Source organism: Streptomyces sp. NPDC002144 (assembly GCF_053593695.1).
Genome location: NZ_JBSFDB010000012.1, coordinates 162,734 through 184,407, shown reverse-complemented (window position 1 = coordinate 184,407; position 21,674 = coordinate 162,734). Strand labels below are relative to the sequence as shown.

The window sequence follows — 21,674 nt, the reverse complement described above, 5'->3', positions numbered from 1 at the left end:
AGCCGGATGCGTCGTCGGCCGTCCGCGGCGCCGTCGTGGCCGGTCGCGCAGTTCCCCGCGCCCCTTCGGGGGCGCGACCGGACCGCAGCGGACTTCACCAGGTCCGCCTGGCGAAACAGGTCCGCCCAGCGGAAGGCACGGATGCCGAAGCAGGCGCCGCAGCACCGGGCCGGTGCGGACGCCGAAGCGGTCGCTGCCAGTACGGAGCCGGGTGGGGACGCCGAAGCGGTCGCCCGCAGCGCCGGGTCGGCCGACGCGGGAGCGATCACGCGCAGTACGGAGCCGGGTGGGGACGCCGAAGCGGTCGCCCGCAGCGCCGGGTCGGCCGACGCGGGAGCGATCACGCGCAGCACGGAGCCCGGTGGGGACGCCGAAGCGGTCGCTCGCAGCACCGGGCCGGTGCGGGCACCGAAGCGATCACCCGCAGCACGAGCCCGGTGCGTGCGCCGATGGCCGTCACGATCAGAGCCTCGGCTCCCACCGCCCGGCACCTGAATGTCAGTGGTAGGCGCTAGCTTCCGGGCATGGGTATCTATCTGGTCAGTGTGGGCGCCCGGGAATGGGCCGAAGGCGACGAGGACGAGGACGAGGGCGGCCGTGGAGCCGTCGCCTCGGCGCTCAACGAGGAGTTGGAGCGGCGCGGACTGCCGCGGTACGAGCCCGTCGCGGAAGAGGAACCGAATGCCTGGTTCGAGGAGAAGATCAGCCCGCCCATGGACGGGTTCGCCGCGCTGTGCCGCGCGCATCTGACGCCCCGGGAGCAGGAGACCCTCGGCGCGTGGACGGTGCTGGTGCCGGTCTCGCTGGAGGAGGAGATACATCTGCCGATCGGCTCCGCCTACACCGACACGACCGTGATCGCGGGAGCGCCGCAGGTGCTCGCCCTGGCCCAGCGGTTGTCGGACGTCATCGGACTGCCGCCGGAGGTGCCGCAGGAGCCCGGAAACCTCGGCCTGACGTTCTGGTTCCTCGAGGGTGAGGCGAAGGAGCTGGCCGCGGTCCGGCCAGGCCCCTGGAGCGAGGACCTGGACACCGCGTTCTACGTCGCCCTGTACCTGCGTGCCGCCGAGCACTCACTGCGCCGCGGCTGCCCGATGACGTACTGCTGACGCTAGAGCTCCGCCTCCTCGCTCACGAGCACGACCTCGAGGGTGCGCGGGCCGTGCACCCCCTCGACCCGGTCCAGCTCGATGTCACTGGTGGCCGACGGGCCGGAGATCCACGTCAACGGGCGGGCGGGGTCGAGGCGTTCGAGGGCCTGGGGCACGGAGGAGACCACCTGGTCGGGCACCCGGATGACGCAGATGTGATGGTCGGGAACCAGGGTGATCCGGCGCCGGCCTTGGTCGGGGGAGCCGTCGAGGACGATGGTGCCGGTCTCGGCGACGGCGAGCGCGCAGGCCGTGATCACGCTGTCGACCCGGTCGAGCTCGTGCGGGGTACTGTCGGCGAGATCCGCGATGTGTTCGACCTCGGCCGCCGAGAGCCACTCCGTCTCCAGCCCCGCGGGCACCACCACCGTCTTCGAACCCCGCTCGGCCAGCAACCGGCCGATCAGGGCCGCCAGTTCGCCCGCGGAGCACCGATGCACGAGCGCCCGGTAGTCCGCCAGGTTCTCCGCCAGCAGATCGACCGTCTCCTCGACGCTCCGCTCACCGTGCTCGCGCAGATAGTCCCGGGCGACGGCCTCTTCGTACGGCCGTTCGTCCGGTGTCACATCGGCCAGCGCGCGCCGCACCCGGCCCAGGATCCTGTCCCTGCTGCTCACTTGGCACCGTCCTTTCCGCCGTTGGTGCGCTGCCACCAGTCCCGGAACGGCTCCGCCGGGAGAGCCGGCAGATCCCGGCTGCCGCTCCACGCCCTGCCCGGTCCGGGCAGGGTCCGCGGATGCAGCCGGCGGGTGCGGGAGGCGAGCCGCTGGCCGCCGCGCAGGGCGCCGGGGTGGGTGAACGCCCAGCGGGCGGCACGCATGGCGGCCCGCTCGGCGGCATGACCCTTCGCGGGCTTGAGCACCACCTTGTTGCCCTGCCGTACCGCCGGACCGCCCTCCACCACCCGCTCGCGCAGATGCACCAGCACCTCCGGGATGTCGATCGCGACCGGGCACACCTCGTAGCAGGCGCCGCACAGCGACGACGCGTACGGCAGCGAGGCGTCGATCTCGCTTGCCGTGCCCCTCAGCTGGGGGCTGAGGATGGCGCCGATGGGGCCCGGGTAGACCGAGCCGTAGGCATGCCCGCCGGCCCGTTCGTACACCGGGCAGACGTTGAGGCAGGCCGAGCAGCGGATGCAGCGCAGCGCCTGGCGGCCGACCTCGTCGGCGAGGGTGTCGGTGCGGCCGTTGTCGAGCAGCACCAGGTGGAAGGTCCGCGGCCCGTCAGCCGTCCCGGAGTCCGTCGTTCCGGTCCACATCGAGGTGTACGGGTTCATGCGCTCGGCCGTCGAGGAGCGGGGCAGCGTCTGCAGGAACACCTCCAGATCCCGCCACGTGGGCAGGATCTTCTCGATGCCGACGACCGAGATCAGCGTCTCCGGCAGGGTCAGGCACATGCGCCCGTTGCCCTCGGACTCCACGACCACCAGCGTGCCGGTCTCGGCGATCATGAAGTTGGCGCCGGAGATGCCGACCTTGGCCCGCAGGAACTTCTCGCGCAGATGCAGCCGGGCGGCCTCGGCGAGTTCGGCGGGCGTGTCGGTCAGGCCCTCGGGGGCCGGGCGCCCCCACTCGCCCATCTCCTCGCGGAAGATGTCCCGGATCTCGCCCCGGTTGCGGTGGATGGCCGGGACGAGGATGTGCGAGGGCCGGTCCTTGCCCAACTGCACGATCAGCTCGGCGAGATCGGTCTCGTAGGCCCGGATGCCCTCCGCCTCCAGGGCCTCGTTGAGCCCGATCTCCTGCGTGGCCATGGACTTGACCTTGACGACCTCCGACTCGCCGGTCTCCTTCACCAGCCGGGCGACGATCCGGTTGGCCTCGTCGGCGTCGGCGGCCCAGTGGACGGTGCCGCCCGCGGCCGTGACCGACTCCTCCAACTGCAGCAGATACCGGTCGAGATGCCGCAGGGTGTGGTCCTTGATCCGCTTGCCGGCCTCCCGCAGGAGCGCCCAGTCGGACACCTCCGCGACCGCCTTGGCCCGCTTGGCGCGAATGGTGTGCGTGGCGTGGCGCAGATTCCCGCGCAGGGTCTGGTTGCCCACCGCTTCGTGCGCGGCCTCGGGAAAGGCCGGCATTCCCAGATAGGTCCCGCTCATACGGCCGCCTCCTCCTCCGTGCTCGCCAGGATCTCCGCGATGTGCACCGGTTTCATCCCCACCTCGAGCCGGGTCATGGTGCCGCCGATGTGCATCAGACACGAGTTGTCGGCCGCGCACAGCACCTCGGCGCCGGTCGACTCGGCGTTGCGCACCTTGTCGACGCCCATCGCCGTGGAGACGTCGGAGTTCTTCAGCGCGAAGGTGCCGCCGAAGCCGCAGCACTCGTCGGCACCGGGCAGTTCGACCAACTCCAGCCCCTTGACGGCCTTCAGCAGTCGCCGGGGCCGGTCGCCGAGGCCCAGCCCGCGCAGCCCGTGACAGGTGGGGTGGTAGGTCACCGTGTGCGGGTAGTACGCCCCGACGTCCGTCACCCCCAGCACGTCCACCAGGAACTCCGTCAGCTCGTACGTCTTCGGCACCACCGGCGCCAGCGTCGCGGCGAGGGTGTCCCCGCGCCCCTCGGCCCGGGCCCGCTCACCCATCCGCGGATACAGCTCCCGCACCATCGCCCCGCACGACCCGGAGGGCGTGACGATCGCTTCGTACTCCCCGAAGACATCGGAGAAATGCCGGGCGAGCGGCTCGGCCTCATGCCGGTAGCCGGTGTTGTAGTGCGCCTGCCCGCAGCAGGTCTGGGCCATCGGGAAGTCGACCTCGACGCCCAGCCTGGTCAGCAGTTTCACCACGGCGCGCCCGGTGTCCGGATACAGCGTGTCGTTGACGCAGGTCAGGAACAGAGCGACACGCATCGCGGCTCCTTGTGAATCGATCATCGGATGAGTGCAGAGTAGTCGGCCAGGCGGGCGCGGGGGAGACCCCGTTCACCGGTCGGCGAGCCGGGCCTGCGCCTCCCGCCACGGTGCCGTGTCGCCCCGCGGCTCGTACCGGGTGAGTGGCTGGGTACGGGTGAGCAGCCGCCGCCCGCTCGCGAGATCGCCGACCAGACCGTGGGCCCGGGCCTGGACCAGCACGTTGCCCAGCGCCGCCGCCTCCGTCGGGCCCGCCACCACGGGCAGCCCGCAGGCGTCGGCGGTCAGCTGGCACAGCAGCGCGTTCCGGGTGCCGCCCCCGACCACGTGCACGACGTCGACCGGGTGACCCGCCAGCCGCTGCGCGTCCTCGACCGCCCTGCGGTGCGCGAGGGCGAGCGAGTCGAGGATGCACCGGGTGATCTCGGCGGGCGTCCCCGGTACCGGCTGCCCCGAGGCGCGGCACGCCTCGGCGATCCGCTCCGGCATCCGGCCCGGCGCCAGGAACGCGGCGTCCCCCGCGTCCACCACCGACCGCAGCGCGGGCACCTTGGCCGCCTCCAGCAGCAGCCCGCCCAACTCAGGCTCGCCCCAGGCCCGTACGCACTCCTGCAGCAGCCACAGCCCCATGATGTTGCGCAGATACCGGACCGTGCCGTCCAGCCCGAGCTCATTGGTGAAGTTGGCCGCCCGGCTCTCCTCGCTCAGCACGGGCGCGTCCAGCTCGAGCCCGGCCAGCGACCAGGTCCCGGTGCAGATGTACGCGAACCGCTCCCCGTCCGCCGGCACGGCGGCCACCGCGGACGCCGTGTCGTGCGAGCCGACCGTCGTCACCGGCACCGGCCCCGTGAGCCCGGTCTCCTCCAGCACCTCCGCCCGCAGCACACCCGCCGGATCGCCGGGCCGGCGCAGCGGCGCGAACAGGCCGAGGTCGACGCCCAGCCGGGAGGCGACGTCGTACGACCACGCGCGCGTCCGGGGGTCGATCAGCTGGGTCGTCGAGGCGTTGGTCAGCTCGGTGCCCTGCTCGCCGGTCAGCCAGTACGCCAGCAGATCGGGAATGAGCAACAGGCGCCGAGCGGCCGCGAGTTGGGCGGAATCCCGGGCCGCGACCAACTGGTACAGCGTGTTGAAGGGCGCGTACTGCAACCCGGTCGCCGCGTACAACCGCTCGGCGGGCACGATCGCCCACACCTTCTCGGCGACGCCCTCGGTGCGGGAGTCCCGGTAGTGCACCGGGTTGCCGAGCAGCGCCCCGTCGGCGTCCAGCAGCCCGTAGTCCACGGCCCAGCTGTCGATGCCGACCGAGTCGACCTGCCCGGCGGCCCTGAGCCCGTCCAGCACACCCCCGTGCAGCGCGAGCACGTCCCAGCGCAGCCCTTCCGGAACGCGCACGGGCCGGTTCACGAACCGGTGCGCCTCGGACAGCTCCAGGCTGTCGGGGCCGACGCGGCCGACCATGACCCGCCCGCTGGACGCGCCGAGGTCGACCGCGGCGTACGACTTCACGGCGCCGCTCATCGCAGGAACGCGGCCGCGACGCCGGCGTCGACCGGGACGTGCAGGCCGGTGGTGTGGGTCAGCTCCCCGCCGGTCAGCGCGAACACGGCGCCCGCGACATGCTCGGGCAGCACCTCACGCTTGAGGATGGTCCGCTGCGCGTAGAACTCGCCCAGCTTCTCCTCCGGCACCCCGTACACGGCCGCGCGCTGTGCGCCCCAGCCGCCCGCGAAGATGCCGGACCCGCGCACCACACCGTCCGGGTTGACCCCGTTGACACGGATGCCGTGCTCACCCAGCTCGGCGGCCAGCAGCCGCACCTGGTGGGCCTGGTCGGCCTTGGTGGCGGAGTAGGCGATGTTGTTGGGCCCGGCGAAGACGGCGTTCTTGGAGGCGATGTAGACGATGTCGCCGCCCAGCTCCTGCGCGATCATCACCCGGGCCGCCTCGCGCGAGACGAGGAAGGAACCGCGGGCCATGATGTCGTGCTGCAGGTCCCAGTCCTTCGCCGAGGTCTCCAGCAGCGGCTTGGAGATCGAGATGCCGGCGTTGTTGACGACCAGGTCGACCCCCCCGAACGCCAGCACGGCCGCCTTGAACGCCTCCGCGATCTGCTCCTCCGACGTCACGTCGACGGTCACGGCGACAGCCTTGTCCGACCCGCCCAGCTCCTCGGCCACGGCGGCCGCGTTCTCGGCGTTCAGATCGGCGACGACGACACAGGCGCCCTCACCGACCAGCCGCTCGGCGATCGCCTTCCCGATCCCGCTGCCGGCCCCCGTCACCAGCGCCACCCGCGTCGCCAGCGGCTTGGGCTTCGGCATCCGCCGGAGCTTGGCCTCCTCCAGCGCCCAGTACTCGATGCGGAACTTCTCCGACTCCTCGATCGGCGCGTACGTCGACACCGCCTCGGCGCCCCGCATCACGTTGATGGCGTTGACGTAGAACTCACCGGCCACGCGCGCGGTCTGCTTGTCCTTGCCGAACGAGAACATGCCCACCCCCGGCACCAGCACGATCGCCGGGTCCGCGCCCCGCATCGCGGGGGAGTCGGGCAGCGCGTGCCGCTGGTAGTAGGCGGCGTACTCCTCGCGGTACTCGGCGTGCAGCTCCTTGAGGCGGGCGACGGCCTCCTCCAGCGGCGCGGTGGGCGGCAGGTCGAGGACGAGCGGCCGTACCTTCGTCCGAAGGAAGTGGTCCGGGCACGAGGTACCCAGCGCCGCCAGCCGCGGATGCTCGGCCCGCGCGACGAAGTCGAGCACGACATCCGCGTCGGTGAAGTGCCCGACCTGCGGCTTGTCCCGGGAAGCGAGGGCCCGGACGTACGGCGCCAGCGCGGCGGCCCGCTCCCGGCGCTCGTCGTCGGGCAGCGCCTCGTAGCCCTCGATCACCGGACCGAACGGCTCAGGCCTGCCGCGCTCCGCCAGGAACGCCTCCGCGGTCCGGATGATGTGCAGTGAGTTGCGCTCGCACTCCTCGGACGTCTCTCCCCACGCCGTGATCCCGTGTCCGCCGAGCACGCAGCCGATGGCCTGCGGGTTGGCCTCCTTCACGGCCGCGATGTCCAGGCCCAGCTGGAACCCGGGCCGCCGCCACGGCACCCACACCACACTGTCCCCGAAACACTCCGCGGTCAGCTTCTCCCCGTCGGCGGCGCAGGCGAGCGCGATCCCGGAGTCGGGGTGCAGATGGTCGACGTGCGCGGCCTCGACGAGCCCGTGCATGGCCGTGTCGATGGAGGGAGCGGCACCGCCCTTGCCGTGCAGGCAGTAGTCGAACGCGGCGACCATCTCGTCCTCGCGCTCCACGCCCGGGTACACCCCCTTGAGCGCCCGCAACCGGTCCAGGCGCAGGACGGCCAGTCCGGCCTCGGTGAGCGTCCCGAGGTCACCACCGGACCCCTTGACCCACATCAACTCGACGTCACCACCGGTCACGGGATCGGTCTCGGTGCCCTTCGCCGAGGCGTTGCCGCCGGCGTAGTTGGTGTTACGGGGATCGGAGCCGAGCCGATGCGAACGGGCCAGCAGAGCGGCGGCTTCGGGGTGGGGTGCCATGAGCGGGTCTCTTCCTTGCTTCGTCGGAACGGTGGGAAAACGAGAGGCGGGGGAGTCAGGCGCCCCAGCCGGCCTGGGTGCCGCCGACGCGTTCGGCGGCGATGCGCTGCTGCCATCCGGAGCGGTGGTAGGCGGCGATCGGGTCGGGGTCGAGGCCCATGTCCTCGCGGAGTTCGGCGAGCAGTGGTCGTACGTCGGTGTTGTAGGCGTCCATGAGGGTGGCGTTGGCCGCGAGGACGTCGCCGTCGCGCTGGGCGGCTGCCAGGGTGTCGCGGTCGACGAGGAGGGCTTTGGCGGTGGCTTCCTGGACGTTCATGACGGAGCGGATGATGGCGGGGATCTTGGCTTCGATGTTGTGGCACTGGTCGAGCATGAAGGCGATGTCGGGGCTGTAGCCGCCGCCTCGGATGACTTCGTACATGATGCGGAAGAGCTGGAAGGGGTCGGCGGCGCCGACCATGAGGTCGTCGTCGGCGTAGAAGCGTGAGTTGAAGTCGAAGCCGCCGAGTTTGTTCTCGCGCAGGAGGGTGGCGACGATGAACTCGATGTTGGTGCCGGGTGCGTGGTGGCCGGTGTCGACGACGACCTGTGCCTTCTCGCCGAGCTTGAGGCAGTGGGTGTAGGCGGTGCCCCAGTCGGGGACGTCGGTGGAGTAGAAGGCGGGCTCGAAGAACTTGTACTCCAGCAGCATCCGCTGGTCCTCGCCCAGCCGTTGGTAGACCTCGGTGAGGCCTTCGGCGAGGCGGTCCTGGCGGGCGCGGAGGTCGTCCTGGCCGGGGTAGTTGGTGCCGTCGGCGAACCAGAGTTTCAGGTCGCGGGAGCCGGTGGCGTCCATGATGTCGACGCATTCGAGCAGGTGGTCGACCGCCTTGCGGCGTACGGCCGCGTCGGGGTGGCAGATGCTGCCGAGCTTGTAGTCGTCGTCCTGGAAGGTGTTGGAATTGATCGCCCCCAGGGCCACCCCCTGCTCCCGGGCGAACGCCGCGAGCTTCCCGTAGTCGTCGACCTTGTCCCACGGGATGTGCACGGCGACCGTCGGCGCCACGCCAGTGAACTCGTGCACCTTCGCCGCGTCCAGCAGCTTCTCCCAGGGATCGCGCGGCACGCCGGGCTGGGCGAAGACCTTGAAGCGCGTACCGGAGTTGCCGTAGGCCCACGACGGGGTCTCGATCTTCTGTGCCGCGAGTGCTGCCTTCACGGCGGACGGGTCTGGCATGACCACCTCTGAACACTGTTTGAATCGTTTCAGGGAAGCTAAGCGCAGCAGCGCGACGCCGTCAAGGTGTCGACGCGACCACCTCGGTGACGTTTGCGAAAACCGGATCATTCGGAGTCGGACCCCTTGACTCGGCGTCGCGACACCCTCACCATGCCGTGAATCGTTTCACGGCCTTTGTCGAGTCTGTATGCACTCAAACAGACACGCGCCCACCGGGAGCCGCCCTGTGATCGTCACCGCCCCCGTCCTGGAGCACCACCGCGAGCCGCTCGGTATCGGCGAGTCCCGCCCCCGGCTGACCTGGCGCACGGAAACCGAGACGCCGGACTGGACCCAGCGCGCCTACCGGGTCGAGATCACCGACGCCGACGGCGCGGTCCTCGCCGACACCGGGCGCGTGGTCAGCGCCGACTCGGTTCTGGTGGAGTGGCCGGGGCCGGTGCTCGGCTCCCGCAGCCGGGTCGGGGTACGGGTCCGGGTGTGGGGTGCGGGCGCCGAGCCGTCGGCCTGGTCGCCGGTCACCTACGCGGAGACGGGACTGCTGGCCCCCGTCGACTGGACCGCCCGCCCCGTCACCCCCGACCGGGAACGCGCCGACTCCCCGCTCCCGGCGGCCCTGCTGCACCGCAGCTTCACCCTCGACAGGCCCGTCACCTCGGCCCGTCTCCACATCACCGCGTACGGCGTCTACGAGGCCGAGATCAACGGCACCCGCGTCGGCGACCACGTCCTCGCGCCCGGCTGGACCTCCTACCACCACCGCCTGCGCTACCAGACCTTCGACGTCACCGGCCTGCTCCGGCACGGCGACAACGCGATCGGCGCGCTGCTCGGCGAGGGCTGGTACTCCGGCCGACTCGGCTTCCACGGCGGCCGCCGCAACCTCTACGGCGACCACCGTGCCCTCCTCGCGCAACTCGAGGTCACCCACCCCGACGGCACCGTCACCACCATCGTCACCGACGAGAGCTGGCGTGCCACGACCGGCCCGATCCTGCGGTCCGAGCTGTACGACGGCGAGGCGTACGACGCCCGGCTGGCCCGCCCCGGCTGGTCCGAACCGGGCCACGACACCGCCGGCTGGTCACCGGTCATCGAACTACCCGCCCCCGCGGCCGAGTTGGTCGCGCCCACCGGCCCGCCCGTGCGCCGCACCCAGACCCTCGCCCCGGTCGAGGTCATCACCACCCCCTCCGGCCGGACCGTCCTCGACTTCGGCCAGAACCTGGTCGGCCGCCTGCGCATCCGTGTCTGCGGACCCGCCGGGCACACGGTCACCCTGCGCCACGCGGAGGTGCTGGAACACGGCGAACTGGGCGTGCGGCCCCTGCGCGTCGCCCGCGCGACGGACACGTACACCCTCGCGGGCCAGGGCGAGGAGACGTACGAGCCACGCTTCACCTTCCACGGCTTCCGCTACGCCCAGGTCGACGACTGGCCCGGTGAGTTGGATCCGAGCGCGGTCGAAGCCGTCGTCCTGCACACCGACATGGCCCGCACCGGCTGGTTCCGGTCCTCGCACGCACTGGTCGACCGGCTGCACGAGAACGTCGTCCGGGGCATGCGCGGCAACTTCCTCGACATCCCCACCGACTGCCCGCAGCGCGACGAACGCCTCGGCTGGACCGGCGACATCCAGGTCTTCGCCCCCACCGCGTCCTTCCTGTACGACTGCTCCGGCATGCTCGGCGGCTGGCTGCGCGACCTCGCCGCCGAGCAACTGGCGCGCGCCGACGGGGTACCGCCGCTGGTCGTGCCCGACATCCTGGGGGACGCGTTCGGCGGGACCCCGCACGCGGTGTGGGCCGATGTCGCCGTGCTGCTGCCGTGGACGCTCTACCGCCGCTTCGGCGACCTGGAGGTGCTGCGCACCCAGTACCCGAGCATGCGGGCCTGGATGCAGGCCGCCGCCCGGCTGACCGAGCAGGGCGGCGGGCTGTGGCGGCAGGACTTCCAGCTCGGCGACTGGCTCGATCCGGCCGCCCCGCCCGACGACCCCGGCGCCGCCCGGACCAACGGTGACCTCGTCGCCAACGCCCACGTCGCGCGCTCGGCCGACGTACTCGCCGAAACGGCACGGCTGTTGGGGGAGAAGGACGACGCCGTGCGGTACGAGGAGCTGGCGCGGTCCGTACGGGCCGCGTTCGCCGAGGAGTTCGTCACGCCGGCGGGGCTGATGGCCAGCGACGCGCAGACCGCGTACGCGCTCGCCCTCTGCTTCTCGCTGCTCCCGACGGAGCGTCAACGACAGGGCGCCGCAGAGCGGTTGGCGCTCATCGTGCGCAAGGCGGGCTTCCGCATCGCCACCGGCTTCGCCGGGACGCCGCTGGTCTGCGACGCGCTGTGCGCGGCCGGCGAGCCGCAACTGGCCTACCGGATGCTCGTCGAGAAGGGCTGCCCGTCCTGGCTGTACCCCGTGACCATGGGTGCGACGACCGTCTGGGAGCGGTGGGACTCGATGCTGCCCGACGGGAGCATCAACCCGGGCGAGATGACGTCCTTCAACCACTACGCCCTGGGTGCCGTCGCCGACTGGCTGCACCGCACGGTCGCCGGGCTGGAGGCCGCCGAGCCCGGCTGGCGCCGGCTGCGGATCGCGCCGGTGCCCGGCGGCGACCTCAGCTTCGCGAAGGCCGCGCACGAGACGCCGTACGGCCGTGCGGAGGCGGGCTGGCGGATCGAGGGCGACACGCTGGTGGTGGAGGTCCGTGTCCCGCCGAACACCCGGGCCGACGTACAACTGCCGGGCGACGAGCAGCCGTTCGAGGTCGGCTCGGGCCACCACACCTTCCGGCGGCCCCACACCGCTCCCGCCTGGCCGCCCGCCGCCGTACGGCATCCGTTCGCCGGTCCCGGGTGAGCGCGGCGGAAGTGTTCAGGCCAGAAGGGCGGGCCTGAGCACCTCCTCGCACCACTGGCGGAAACCGGTCGGGCTCGGCCGCGCGGTGCGGTGCTCCTCGTCGTAGGCCCCCTCGTTCTGGGCGACGGCCATGTCGGCCACGCCCTGGGCCGTGGCCTCGCTCGCCCCGTGTTCCAGCATCATCGACCTGTACGCGTCGATCGGGACCTGCTGGTAGCGGACCGGCAGCTCCAGCACATCGCCGAGGACCTCCGCCATGCCGTCGGGAGTGAGGGAGTCGGGGCTGACCACCGGTACACCGCCCTGTCCGCTCCAGGTGTCGTCGAGCAGCAGCTCGGTGCCTCGCTCGGCGATGTCGCGGGTGGCGGCCAGGGCCAGGGTGCGGTCGCGGCGGCTCGGCAGGAAGAAGGTGCCCTGGTTCTTGATCGCGTCGAGCTGACGGAGCAGGTTCTCCATGAAGAACGGAGGCCGCAGCGCCCGGGACTTCACCCCCGTTCCGGCGATCAGTTCCTCGGCGGCCCGCGCGGCCGACAGGTGCCCGGCGTTCTTCTCGATGCCGTGGCCCATGGTCGACACGCCGACCACCCGTTCCACGCCGTGCCTGGTGATGGCCTCGCACGCCGACCGGGTCGGGTCCAGATAGTGGCGCTCGAGGTTCTCCGTGCGCGGGTCCGGCGGTATCACCCAGAACACGGCCTCCGCGCCCGTGAAGGCCTTCATGAGGACATCGGGGTCGGCGTGCGAGCCCTGGACGACCTCGACCCGCTCCCGCACCTCGGGGGCGAGCCGGCCGGGATCCCTCACGATCACACGGACCGGCTGCTCGGCGCCGAGGACACGGTCGACGACCTGCCGGCCGATCTGACCGGTGGGCGTGGTGATGACAAGCATGCAGAAGCTCCAAAACGGTTCGCTGGAAGCGCGGTTCACGTCCCGTCGCCTGCGGCGGTACGGGGGACCGCGTACCTCGATCCTGCGCCGTGAGCCTCCGCCGGGGAAGGACCGACCAGGTCCCGCTTGTTACCCTCCGGGTCATACCGAAGGAGGTCCACGGCCATGGAGTCCCGGTCACTGCGCTACTTCGTCGCGGTCGCGGAGGAACTGAACTTCGCCCGCGCCGCCGAACGGCTGGGCATCTCCGCCCCGCCCCTCTCCCGCGCCATCCGCAAACTCGAGACGGACCTCGGCATCACCCTCTTCGAGCGCACGACCCACAGCGTCACCCTCACCCCGTCCGGCACCGTCCTGCTGGCGGAGGCCCGGATCGCCCTGGACGCCCTCCAGGCGGCCGGACGGCGAGCCCAGCGCGCGGCCGACCCGGAACCCAAGCTCGTGCTGACCGTGAAGGCCGACGGCGCGGCGGGTCTCCTGGATGCCATCCTGGCCCGCTACGCCACCGAGCCGGCGGCCCGGCCCGTCACGGTCCGCCTCTCCGGCTGGGGCGAACAGGCCCGGCTCCTGCGTGCGGGCGAGGCGGACGCGGCCCTCGTCTACGAACCCTTCGACCGCACCGGCCTGGACGCCGAGACGGTGACCGTCGAACCCCGCCTCGCCGCGCTGCCCGCAACCCACCCGCTCGCGGCCCGCGACGACCTCACCCTCGCCGATCTCGCCCTCCCGGGCGTCGAACCGGGCGACTCGGGTGGCCTGTGCCGCTACCTGGACGCGATCATGGAGCAGTACGCGATCACAGATCTGGCCCAACTGCTCGCGCTCGTCGAATTCGGCGATCTGGTGACGCTGCTCCCGGAGTCGGTCACGACCCGCTACCCCCGGCCGGGTGTGGCCTACCGCGAACTCCCGGACGCCCCGCCGGCCACCCTCTCCATCGCCTGGCCCCAGCACTCCCGCTCGACGGCCACGGCGGCCCTGGTCCGCGTCGCCACGTCAGTGGCACCCCTCCAGACGGCGGCAGAAGGAACGGCCACGAAGCAACGGGGCTGAGTGGTCCCGGGGGGTGACAGCGGTCCGAACCGGGAATTTACGCCCCCCACCCGGCCTGCTGCCCGCCGACCCGCTCCTCGATGATCTTCTCGGCCCATCCGGAGCGGTGGTAGGCGGCGATCGGGTCGGGGTCGAGGCCCATGTCCTCGCGGAGTTCGGCGAGCAGTGGTCGTACGTCGGTGTTGTAGGCGTCCATGAGGGTGGCGTTGGCCGCGAGGACGTCGCCGTCGCGCTGGGCGGCTGCCAGGGTGTCGCGGTCGACGAGGAGGGCTTTGGCGGTGGCTTCCTGGACGTTCATGACGGAGCGGATGATGGCGGGGATCTTGGCTTCGATGTTGTGGCACTGGTCGAGCATGAAGGCGATGTCGGGGCTGTAGCCGCCGCCTCGGATGACTTCGTACATGATGCGGAAGAGCTGGAAGGGGTCGGCGGCGCCGACCATGAGGTCGTCGTCGGCGTAGAAGCGTGAGTTGAAGTCGAAGCCGCCGAGTTTGTTCTCGCGCAGGAGGGTGGCGACGATGAACTCGATGTTGGTGCCGGGTGCGTGGTGGCCGGTGTCGACGACGACCTGTGCCTTCTCGCCGAGCTTGAGGCAGTGGGTGTAGGCGGTGCCCCAGTCGGGGACGTCGGTGGAGTAGAAGGCGGGCTCGAAGAACTTGTACTCCAGCAGCATCCGCTGGTCCTCGCCCAGCCGTTGGTAGACCTCGGTGAGGCCTTCGGCGAGGCGGTCCTGGCGGGCGCGGAGGTCGTCCTGGCCGGGGTAGTTGGTGCCGTCGGCGAACCAGAGTTTCAGGTCGCGGGAGCCGGTGGCGTCCATGATGTCGACGCATTCGAGCAGGTGGTCGACCGCCTTGCGGCGTACGGCCGCGTCGGGGTGGCAGATGCTGCCGAGCTTGTAGTCGTCGTCCTGGAAGGTGTTGGAATTGATCGCCCCCAGCCTCAGGCCGTGGTCCTCGGCGTACTTCGCCAGCGCGCCGTAGTCGTCGACCTTGTCCCACGGGATGTGCAGGGCGACCGTCGGGGCGACACCGGTGTGCGCGTGCACCTGCGCGGCGTCGGCCAGCTTCTCCTGCGGTGTACGGGGAACTCCCTTCTGGGCGAACACCTTGAACCGGGTCCCCGAGTTCCCGTACGCCCACGACGGTGTCTCGACTGCCTGGGTCTTGAGCGCGGACTTCACCGCGGCGAGCTCGGTCACTTCAGGGCTCCTGTGACGTCGGGTCGGAAGGCTTCAGTATGAATCGATTCAGGAGGGGAAGCTTAGGCCGGTTGTGCAGGGTGTCAAGCGTTCGCGCACACCCTGTTGCCCGTGGCCTGACCGTGACCTTTGGCTCTCGAGGCGCTCTCGAAATTTTTTCGGGGCCCACCCATTGACGTGACAAGCTCGCCGCGCCTAACGTCCCGGCAACCAAGTTGAAACCTTTCACGACGCCGTGAGGACCTCCCGAGGGTCATCTGGGGCGTCGTCGAGGAGCCCCTCATGACCCACCCGTCCGACACGGGTCCGGCCCCGGTGCTGGCGCTCGAGGACATCTCGAAGTCCTTCGGCGCCGTGCGTGCCCTGCGGGACGTGTCCCTGGAACTGTTCCCCGGCGAGGTGCACGCCCTCGCCGGTGAGAACGGTGCGGGCAAGTCCACCCTGATCAAGACCCTCGCCGGGGTGCACCGGCCGGACGCCGGCCGGGTGGTGCTCGACGGTGAGCCCGTCGTCTTCCACGGCCCCGGTGACGCCCGCGACGCCGGCATCGCCGTGATCTACCAGGAGCCCACGCTCTTTCCCGACCTTTCGATCGCCGAGAACATCTTCATGGGCCGCCAGCCCCGGCGCGCGCTCGGCCGGATCGACCACAAGGCCACGCACGCGGCGACCCTGGCGCTGATGCAGCGCCTCGGGGTCGAACTCGACCCCGACCGCCCGGCCCGCGGCCTGTCCATCGCCGACCAGCAGATCGTCGAGATCGCCAAGGCACTCTCCTTCGACGCCCGCGTCCTGATCATGGACGAACCGACGGCCGCCCTCACCGGAAGCGAGGTCGCCCGGCTCTTCGGTGTCGTGCGCACCCTGCGCGAACAGGGCGCCGCGGTGCTGTTCATCTCGCACCGGCTGGAGGAGATCTTCGAGATCTGCCAGCGGGTCACCACCCTGCGCGACGGCGCCTGGATCTCCAGCGAGCCGATCGAGGGCATGACCGAGGACGACCTGGTGCGCCGCATGGTCGGCCGCGACCTCGACGAGCTCTACCCCAAGCAGGACGTCAAGCCCGGTCAAGTCGCCCTCAGCGTACGGCGGTTGACCCGGGAGGGCGTCTTCACCGACATCTCCTTCGAGGTGCGCCACGGAGAGATCGTCGGTCTCGCCGGACTCGTCGGCGCCGGTCGCACGGAGGTGGCACGCGCCGTCTTCGGCATCGACCGCTGGGACGCCGGAGAGGTCGAGGTCGAGGGGCGCAAGCTCACGAACGGCGCCCCTTCCACCGCGATGGCCGCGGGCCTCGCCCTCGTCCCCGAGGACCGGCGGGCGCAGGGCCTGGTGATGGACATGTCCATCGAGCGCAACATCGGCCTCACCGGCCTCCGTACGACCGTCAGGGCCGGCCTGATGGACCGGGGCGCCGAGCGCAGCCGCTCCCTCGACTGGGCGGTCAAGCTCCAGGTGAAGTACGCCCGGATCGCCGACACCGTCAACACCCTGTCCGGCGGCAACCAGCAGAAGGTCGTCCTCGCCAAATGGCTCGCCACCGGGCCGAAGGTGCTGATCGTCGACGAGCCCACCCGGGGCATCGACGTCGGCACCAAGGCCGAGGTGCACCGGCTGCTCAGCGAACTGGCCGCCGACGGCGTGGCCGTCCTGATGATCTCCTCCGACCTGCCCGAGATCCTCGGCATGGCCGACCGCGTGCTCGTGATGCACGAGGGCCGCCTCGCCGCCGAGATCCCACGCGCCGAAGCCACCGAGGAAACCGTGATGGCCGCAGCCACCGGGAGGGCCGCCGCATGACGGTGACCACCCCCAACGAAACCCCCGTCGCCGAGGTGCCCAGCTCCAGCGGCACCCGGCTCGTCGACCGCGTGTTCAAGATGCGCGAACTCGCCATCCTGGTCGTCTTCCTGGTGATGATCGTCATCACCCAGATCGGCAACAGCGACTTCCTGTCCGAACAGGGCATCAAGGACCTGCTGCTGAACGCGACCATCCTGGTCCTGGTCGCCACCGGCCAGTCCCTGGTGGTGATCACGAGGAACGTCGACCTGTCCGTCGGCTCCACCCTCGGCATCGCCGCCTTCGCCGCGGGCGACTACCTCCACGGCGGCGGGAACGCGGTCGTCGCCGTCGTCCTGGCGGTGCTGCTGGGCATCGGCTTCGGCCTGCTCAACGGTCTGCTCGTCAGCCTCGGCCAGGTCCCGGCCCTCGTCGTCACCCTGGGCACGCTCTACATCATCCGCGGCATCGACTCCATCTGGGTCGGCTCCCGCCAGATCACGGCGGCCGACCTGCCGGGCGGCTTCGTGGACTTCGGCTCCGGCGGCATCTCCGCGGTGCCGTGGCTGGCGCTCATCGCGCTGGCGGTGCTGGTGGCCACGGCGTACTACCTCAAGCACTTCGGCAGCGGACGGGAGTTGTACGCGCTCGGCTCCAACCCGGAGGCCGCGCGACTGGCCGGCATCCCCGTCCGCAAGCGGATCCTCGCCGCGTACACCTTCTGCGGCGCACTCGCCGGCCTCGCGGGCGCCATGTACCTGGCCCGCTTCGGCAACGTCGACTCCGGTACCGGAACCGGTTACGAACTCACCGTCGTCAGCGCGGTCGTGGTCGGTGGTGTCGTCTTCACCGGCGGCTCCGGCAGCGTGTACGGGGCGGCGCTGGGCGCTCTGCTGCTGACCTCCATCAACAGCGTGCTGCCCGCCCTCGGTGTCAGCTCGGTGTGGGTGCTCGCCATCAACGGCATCCTGCTCATCCTCGCCATCTCGGTCGACCGGATCGTCGCGCTGCGCGTGGCCTCCGCGCTGAAGAAGTCGGCCGCGAAGAAGACGGCCCTGCAGAAGGGGAACGCCCGCCATGCCTGACTCCCTCACGCACGCGGTCCGCTGGGACACGGTCGTCGGCGCCCTCCTGGTCGTGCTGTTGCTGCTGTCGTTCGGCACGGTGGACGGCTTCGGCAACGCCCTGAACCTCTCCTTCCTCATCGGCAACACCCTGCCGATCGCCCTGGTCGCCCTGCCCATGACGATGCTGGTCGTCTCCGGTGAGATCGACATGTCCGTCGCCTCCACGGCCGGCCTGTCCGGCGCGGTGATGGGCAAGCTGTGGAACGAGGGCATGGCGATCGAGACGATCATCCCGCTGTGCCTTCTGCTGGGCCTGGTCTGCGGGCTGGTCAACGGCCTGCTGGTGACCCGGCTCGGGCTGCCCTCCCTCGCCGTCACCATCGGCACCCTCGCCGCCTACCGGGGCATCGCACAGATCGTGCTCGGCTCCGACGCGGTGACCGACTTCCCCTCCCAGTACCTGAACTTCGCGGCCGGACGCCTCGGGAACACCTTCCTGCCGCAGGCCTTCCTGCCCTTCCTCGTACTGCTCGTCATCGCCGTGGTCGTCCTGCACGCCACGCCGTTCGGGCGGTCGCTGTTCGCCATCGGCGCGAGCGAGGAGGCGGCGCGGTTCGCCGGGATCCGGGTCAAACGCCACAAGCTCATCCTGTTCATGGCGACGGGACTGATGGCGTCCCTGACCGGGATCTTCTGGGCGCTGCACTACGCCAGTGCACGGTACGACAACGCGACCGGGCTCGAACTGTCCGTGGTCGCCGCGGTGTTGCTCGGCGGCATCGACTTCGACGGGGGCAAGGGGACGCTGGGCGGTGCGATCGCCGGTGTCTTCCTGCTCGGGGCGTTGCAGAACGTGATGAGCCTGCTGAACGTGTCGGCGCAGTCGCAGATCGTCGTCACGGGTGTGTTGCTGGTCGTGTCCGTGCTGGGTCCGCGTGTCGCCCGGCAGATCGCGGTCGCACGGGCTGCCGCACGCGCCGCGGGATAGGTCGTTCGTCAACTGCGGGCCGGCTGTGGCTGGTCGCGCCCGCGCGGCGGAGCCGCAGATCGACTCCGCCCCGCGCCCCTGAGGGGCGCGTCCAAGCTCACCCCTTTATCAAAGGACTCCATGCCATGCGTAAGTCATCCCTTCGTCGTGCCTGCGCGGCGCTCGCCGCCGGAACCTCCCTCGCCCTGGCTCTCACCGCCTGCGGCGGGACCACCAAGAACAACTCCAAGAGTGACGACTCGGGGGCCACCTCCACCGCCAAGGCCGACCCGAACGCCGCGCTGAAGAAGGGACTGACCGTCGGGTTCCTGCCCAAGCAGGTCAACAACCCCTACTTCACCTCCGCCGACAAGGGCGGCGAGAAGGCGCTGACCGAACTCGGCAGCAAGTACAAGGAGGTCGGCCCCTCCAGCGCCACCGACACCTCCGGGCAGGTCTCCTACGTCAACACCCTCACCCAGCAGCAGGTGAACGCGATGGCCGTGTCCGCGCAGGACCCGGGCGCCCTGTGCACCGCGCTGAAGCAGGCCATGAGCAACGGCATCAAGGTCGTCACCTACGACTCCGACACCAAGCCGGACTGCCGCAACGCCTTCGTCTCGCAGGCCTCCGCCGAGGACCTCGGCCGTACCGAGGTGCAGCTGCTGGCCCAGCAGATCGGTTACAAGGGCGAGATCGCGATCCTGTCGGCCGCGCAGACCGCGACCAACCAGAACGTGTGGATCGACTTCATGAAGAAGGAGTTGGCGGACCCCAAGTACAAGAACATCAAGCTGGTCAAGATCGCCTACGGCAACGACGACGCCCAGCAGTCCTTCCAGCAGACCCAGGGCCTGCTGCAGCAGTACCCGAACCTGAAGGGGATCATCTCCCCGACCACCGTCGGCATCAAGGCCGCCGCCCAGTACCTGTCCGGCTCCAAGTACAAGGGCAAGGTCAAGCTCACCGGCCTCGGCACCCCCAACGACATGCGCAACTACGTCAAGAACGGCACCGTCGAGGGCTTCGAGCTGTGGGACCCGGCGAAGCTCGGCGACCTCGCCGCCCGCACCGCCGTGGCGCTGGCCTCCGGTCAGATCACCGGCAAGGAGGGCGAGACGTTCAAGGCCGGCTCGACCACGTACACCATCGGCAAGGACGGCGTGATCACGCTCGGCAAGCCGACCGTGTTCACCGCGAAGAACATCGACCAGTTCAACTTCTAGGCCCCTTCGTCCCGTTCGGGAGCTGGTACTTCATGCAGCGCGTCTGTTTCCTCCTCAAGGTCCGCGAGGACCGGCTCGCCGAGTACCGCGAACGCCATGCCGCCGTGTGGCCGGAGATGCTCGAGGCACTCTCCGCCACCGGCTGGCACAACTACTCCCTCTTCCTGCGCGACGACGGCCTGCTCGTGGGCTATCTGGAGACCGAGGACTTCGCCGCCGCCCAGGCCGGCATGGAGGCCACCGAGGTCAACGCCCGCTGGCAGGCGGAGATGGCGCCGTTCTTCGAGTCGCTGGACGGCGCCCGGCCCGACGAGGCCATGAAACCGCTCACGGAAGTGTTCCACCTCGCCTGACCGTCCCCGCCGATCCTCCCCGCCCCCTCGCTGGAGCCGCTCATGAAGAGACGCACCGTGCTCGCCACCGCCATACTGGCGGCCGTGGCAACACCGGGCATCGCACGGGCCGCCGATCCCGGCCCCTCCGTCAGCAGGAAGAGCACCACCCAACTCGACTCCCGGGCGGTCTTCTTCGTCTCCTACGACGGTCTGGTCAACAACAACTCGTTCCAGAAGAACGGCTTGTTGACCTACAAGGGCTACCAGTACGCCGCCTGGTACACCTCGACGGGCAACGCCGTGGTCGGCCGGCGCGCCCTCGGCGCGAGCAGCTGGTCGACCGTCACCCTCTCCCACGTCCTGAAGACCAGCGACTCCCACAACGTCATCTCCATGGGGGTCTCCAAGGTCGACGGCCGGCTGCATCTGAACATGGACTCGCACAGCGACGGCTACTTCTACGTGAAGTCCGTCGCCGGGCTGCTGGACAACCCCGGCACCACCGGCTGGACTTCGTCGGTCTTCGGCCCCGTCCAGACGTCCCTGGACGGCCTCGCCCTGACCTCGCAGTTCACCTACCCCCAGTTCGTCTCCACCCCCGAGGGCAAGCTCCAGCTCGGCTACCGGGTCGGCATCTCCGGCAACGGCCGCAACGCGCTTGCCGAGTACGACGGTTCGGGCTGGACGGCGCTGGGGGAGTGGTCCAGCTCCACGGGCACGTACACCAGCTCGCACGGCTCCTCGACGGCCCGCAACATGTATCTGCACGGCATCGACTACGACGTCAACGGCCGGCTGCACTCCTTCTTCACCTGGCGTGAGCAGAACGCGGCCGTGATGTGCGACAGCGGCGGCATCACCAACCACGACACGGGTTACGTCTACTCGACCGACCGCGGCCGCACCTGGCGCAACAACGCGGGCAGCCTGGTCGCCACCACCGGCACCGCCGACACCGTCGCCGTCACGGACTCCGGACTGGTCGTCGACTCCCTCAACCCCGACCACTCCCTGATGAACCAGGAGAGCCAGTGGACGGACTCCACCGGCCTCCCGCACGCGATCATCAGCTACGTCCCCGGCCGCTTCGGCCAGTGCACCACGAACTACGTCGCCGACCGCACCGCCAACGGCCGCGCCTTCCACGTCCGCAAGAACGCGTCGGGCACCTGGCAGAAGACGGAGATCCCCGTCGCCCTGAACTCCAGCCAGCGCACCAAGCTGGTCCTGGACAGGTACGACAACGCCTACGCCGTCTTCCCCTACGGCCGCATCGCCGCCGCGTCGAAGGCGTCCGGGTACACCGACTGGACACTGCTGTACGACGGCGGTGACCTCAACGCCTTCGGCGAGGTCGTCATCGACGAGCTGCGGGTGAGGTACGACAACATCCTGTCGTTCATGTACCAGGAGAAGTCGAGCGGCACGACCCCGTCGGCGCTGCATGTCGTCGACTTCGCACTGCCCTCGTGACCGGCGCCGATGTGCGGGGCGATGACGGTAATGTGAAGGTCT

General features: G+C 70.4%; 17 protein-coding genes. 9 read left to right on the top strand and 8 right to left on the bottom strand.

Annotated features, from left to right (window positions below; translation table 11 throughout):
• Positions 1-524 precede the first annotated feature (524 nt).
• Positions 525-1,109, top strand: a complete 585-nt coding sequence (locus tag ACWCQ1_RS20210; protein WP_358599019.1) for a hypothetical protein — start codon at positions 525-527, stop codon at positions 1,107-1,109.
• A 2-nt stretch (positions 1,110-1,111) separates the two neighbouring features.
• On the opposite strand, the gene ACWCQ1_RS20205 is transcribed toward ACWCQ1_RS20210, so the two are convergent.
• The 6 genes from ACWCQ1_RS20205 to rhaI (ACWCQ1_RS20180) all read right to left on the bottom strand — a co-directional run bounded on the left by ACWCQ1_RS20205 (position 1,112) and on the right by rhaI (ACWCQ1_RS20180) (position 8,777).
• Positions 1,112-1,768: a LutC/YkgG family protein gene (locus ACWCQ1_RS20205; protein WP_358599022.1), complete on the bottom strand. Its 657-nt coding sequence runs from the start codon at positions 1,766-1,768 to the stop codon at positions 1,112-1,114.
• The gene (locus ACWCQ1_RS20200) at positions 1,765-3,252 is read right to left on the bottom strand and encodes a LutB/LldF family L-lactate oxidation iron-sulfur protein (protein WP_451027039.1); all 1,488 of its coding nucleotides are present in this window, start codon (positions 3,250-3,252) and stop codon (positions 1,765-1,767) included. The genes ACWCQ1_RS20205 and ACWCQ1_RS20200 overlap by 4 nt, the downstream gene beginning before the upstream one ends.
• Positions 3,249-4,004 (bottom strand): (Fe-S)-binding protein, encoded by a 756-nt coding sequence (locus ACWCQ1_RS20195; protein ID WP_358599028.1) that lies wholly within the window; start codon positions 4,002-4,004, stop codon positions 3,249-3,251. Before ACWCQ1_RS20195 ends, ACWCQ1_RS20200 begins: the two co-directional genes overlap by 4 nt.
• 72 nt (positions 4,005-4,076) lie before the next feature.
• Positions 4,077-5,525: a rhamnulokinase gene (locus tag ACWCQ1_RS20190; RefSeq protein WP_358599032.1), complete on the bottom strand. Its 1,449-nt coding sequence runs from the start codon at positions 5,523-5,525 to the stop codon at positions 4,077-4,079.
• Positions 5,522-7,561 carry a bifunctional aldolase/short-chain dehydrogenase gene (locus tag ACWCQ1_RS20185; RefSeq protein WP_358599035.1) on the bottom strand — a complete coding sequence of 680 codons (2,040 nt, stop codon included), beginning with the start codon at positions 7,559-7,561 and terminating at the stop codon, positions 5,522-5,524. The genes ACWCQ1_RS20190 and ACWCQ1_RS20185 overlap by 4 nt, the downstream gene beginning before the upstream one ends.
• Positions 7,562-7,616: 55 nt before the next feature.
• On the bottom strand, positions 7,617-8,777 hold the full coding sequence (gene rhaI / locus ACWCQ1_RS20180; protein ID WP_451027038.1) for an L-rhamnose isomerase: 1,161 nt from the start codon (positions 8,775-8,777) through the stop codon (positions 7,617-7,619).
• 229 nt (positions 8,778-9,006) lie between these two features.
• Between rhaI (ACWCQ1_RS20180) and ACWCQ1_RS20175 the strand changes: the two genes are divergently transcribed.
• The gene (locus tag ACWCQ1_RS20175) at positions 9,007-11,640 is read left to right on the top strand and encodes a family 78 glycoside hydrolase catalytic domain (protein ID WP_451027037.1); all 2,634 of its coding nucleotides are present in this window, start codon (positions 9,007-9,009) and stop codon (positions 11,638-11,640) included.
• 15 nt (positions 11,641-11,655) lie between these two features.
• Here the strand turns inward: ACWCQ1_RS20175 and ACWCQ1_RS20170 are convergent, their stop codons facing one another.
• Positions 11,656-12,531, bottom strand: a complete 876-nt coding sequence (locus ACWCQ1_RS20170) for an NmrA family NAD(P)-binding protein (RefSeq protein ID WP_451027036.1) — start codon at positions 12,529-12,531, stop codon at positions 11,656-11,658.
• Between the two features lie 165 nt (positions 12,532-12,696).
• On the opposite strand from ACWCQ1_RS20170, the gene ACWCQ1_RS20165 reads away from it, so the two are divergent.
• Positions 12,697-13,584, top strand: a complete 888-nt coding sequence (locus tag ACWCQ1_RS20165; protein WP_358599047.1) for a LysR family transcriptional regulator — start codon at positions 12,697-12,699, stop codon at positions 13,582-13,584.
• 37 nt (positions 13,585-13,621) lie between these two features.
• Here the strand turns inward: ACWCQ1_RS20165 and rhaI (ACWCQ1_RS20160) are convergent, their stop codons facing one another.
• Positions 13,622-14,782, bottom strand: coding sequence for an L-rhamnose isomerase (gene rhaI, locus ACWCQ1_RS20160; RefSeq protein ID WP_451027035.1), 1,161 nt, complete (start codon positions 14,780-14,782; stop codon positions 13,622-13,624).
• A gap of 282 nt (positions 14,783-15,064) precedes the next feature.
• On the opposite strand from rhaI (ACWCQ1_RS20160), the gene ACWCQ1_RS20155 reads away from it, so the two are divergent.
• The 6 genes from ACWCQ1_RS20155 to ACWCQ1_RS20130 all read left to right on the top strand — a co-directional run bounded on the left by ACWCQ1_RS20155 (position 15,065) and on the right by ACWCQ1_RS20130 (position 21,632).
• On the top strand, positions 15,065-16,582 hold the full coding sequence (locus ACWCQ1_RS20155) for a sugar ABC transporter ATP-binding protein (RefSeq protein WP_358599053.1): 1,518 nt from the start codon (positions 15,065-15,067) through the stop codon (positions 16,580-16,582).
• Complete coding sequence (locus tag ACWCQ1_RS20150; protein ID WP_133043548.1) at positions 16,579-17,649, top strand: ABC transporter permease; 1,071 nt, start codon at positions 16,579-16,581, stop codon at positions 17,647-17,649. The genes ACWCQ1_RS20155 and ACWCQ1_RS20150 overlap by 4 nt, the downstream gene beginning before the upstream one ends.
• Positions 17,642-18,619 (top strand): ABC transporter permease, encoded by a 978-nt coding sequence (locus tag ACWCQ1_RS20145; RefSeq protein WP_451027034.1) that lies wholly within the window; start codon positions 17,642-17,644, stop codon positions 18,617-18,619. The genes ACWCQ1_RS20150 and ACWCQ1_RS20145 overlap by 8 nt, the downstream gene beginning before the upstream one ends.
• A 125-nt stretch (positions 18,620-18,744) precedes the next feature.
• Positions 18,745-19,824: a rhamnose ABC transporter substrate-binding protein gene (gene rhaS / locus ACWCQ1_RS20140; protein WP_358599058.1), complete on the top strand. Its 1,080-nt coding sequence runs from the start codon at positions 18,745-18,747 to the stop codon at positions 19,822-19,824.
• Between the two features lie 32 nt (positions 19,825-19,856).
• Positions 19,857-20,177 carry an L-rhamnose mutarotase gene (locus ACWCQ1_RS20135; protein ID WP_358599061.1) on the top strand — a complete coding sequence of 107 codons (321 nt, stop codon included), beginning with the start codon at positions 19,857-19,859 and terminating at the stop codon, positions 20,175-20,177.
• 42 nt (positions 20,178-20,219) lie between these two features.
• Complete coding sequence (locus tag ACWCQ1_RS20130) at positions 20,220-21,632, top strand: BNR repeat-containing protein (protein ID WP_451027033.1); 1,413 nt, start codon at positions 20,220-20,222, stop codon at positions 21,630-21,632.
• Positions 21,633-21,674 lie beyond the last annotated feature (42 nt).

What these genes read in the sequence shown, in the direction of transcription:
- ACWCQ1_RS20210 (WP_358599019.1), top strand. Translation starts at nt 525, where the DNA reads ATGGGTATCTATCTGGTCAGTGTGGGCGCCCGGGAATGGGCCGAAGGC.
- ACWCQ1_RS20200 (WP_451027039.1), bottom strand. Translation starts at nt 3,252, where the DNA reads ATGAGCGGGACCTATCTGGGAATGCCGGCCTTTCCCGAGGCCGCGCAC.
- ACWCQ1_RS20195 (WP_358599028.1), bottom strand. Translation starts at nt 4,004, where the DNA reads ATGCGTGTCGCTCTGTTCCTGACCTGCGTCAACGACACGCTGTATCCG.
- ACWCQ1_RS20190 (WP_358599032.1), bottom strand. Translation starts at nt 5,525, where the DNA reads ATGAGCGGCGCCGTGAAGTCGTACGCCGCGGTCGACCTCGGCGCGTCC.
- ACWCQ1_RS20185 (WP_358599035.1), bottom strand. Translation starts at nt 7,561, where the DNA reads ATGGCACCCCACCCCGAAGCCGCCGCTCTGCTGGCCCGTTCGCATCGG.
- rhaI (WP_451027038.1), bottom strand. Translation starts at nt 8,777, where the DNA reads ATGCCAGACCCGTCCGCCGTGAAGGCAGCACTCGCGGCACAGAAGATC.
- ACWCQ1_RS20170 (WP_451027036.1), bottom strand. Translation starts at nt 12,531, where the DNA reads ATGCTTGTCATCACCACGCCCACCGGTCAGATCGGCCGGCAGGTCGTC.
- ACWCQ1_RS20165 (WP_358599047.1), top strand. Translation starts at nt 12,697, where the DNA reads ATGGAGTCCCGGTCACTGCGCTACTTCGTCGCGGTCGCGGAGGAACTG.
- ACWCQ1_RS20155 (WP_358599053.1), top strand. Translation starts at nt 15,065, where the DNA reads ATGACCCACCCGTCCGACACGGGTCCGGCCCCGGTGCTGGCGCTCGAG.
- ACWCQ1_RS20150 (WP_133043548.1), top strand. Translation starts at nt 16,579, where the DNA reads ATGACGGTGACCACCCCCAACGAAACCCCCGTCGCCGAGGTGCCCAGC.
- ACWCQ1_RS20145 (WP_451027034.1), top strand. Translation starts at nt 17,642, where the DNA reads ATGCCTGACTCCCTCACGCACGCGGTCCGCTGGGACACGGTCGTCGGC.
- rhaS (WP_358599058.1), top strand. Translation starts at nt 18,745, where the DNA reads ATGCGTAAGTCATCCCTTCGTCGTGCCTGCGCGGCGCTCGCCGCCGGA.
- ACWCQ1_RS20135 (WP_358599061.1), top strand. Translation starts at nt 19,857, where the DNA reads ATGCAGCGCGTCTGTTTCCTCCTCAAGGTCCGCGAGGACCGGCTCGCC.
- ACWCQ1_RS20130 (WP_451027033.1), top strand. Translation starts at nt 20,220, where the DNA reads ATGAAGAGACGCACCGTGCTCGCCACCGCCATACTGGCGGCCGTGGCA.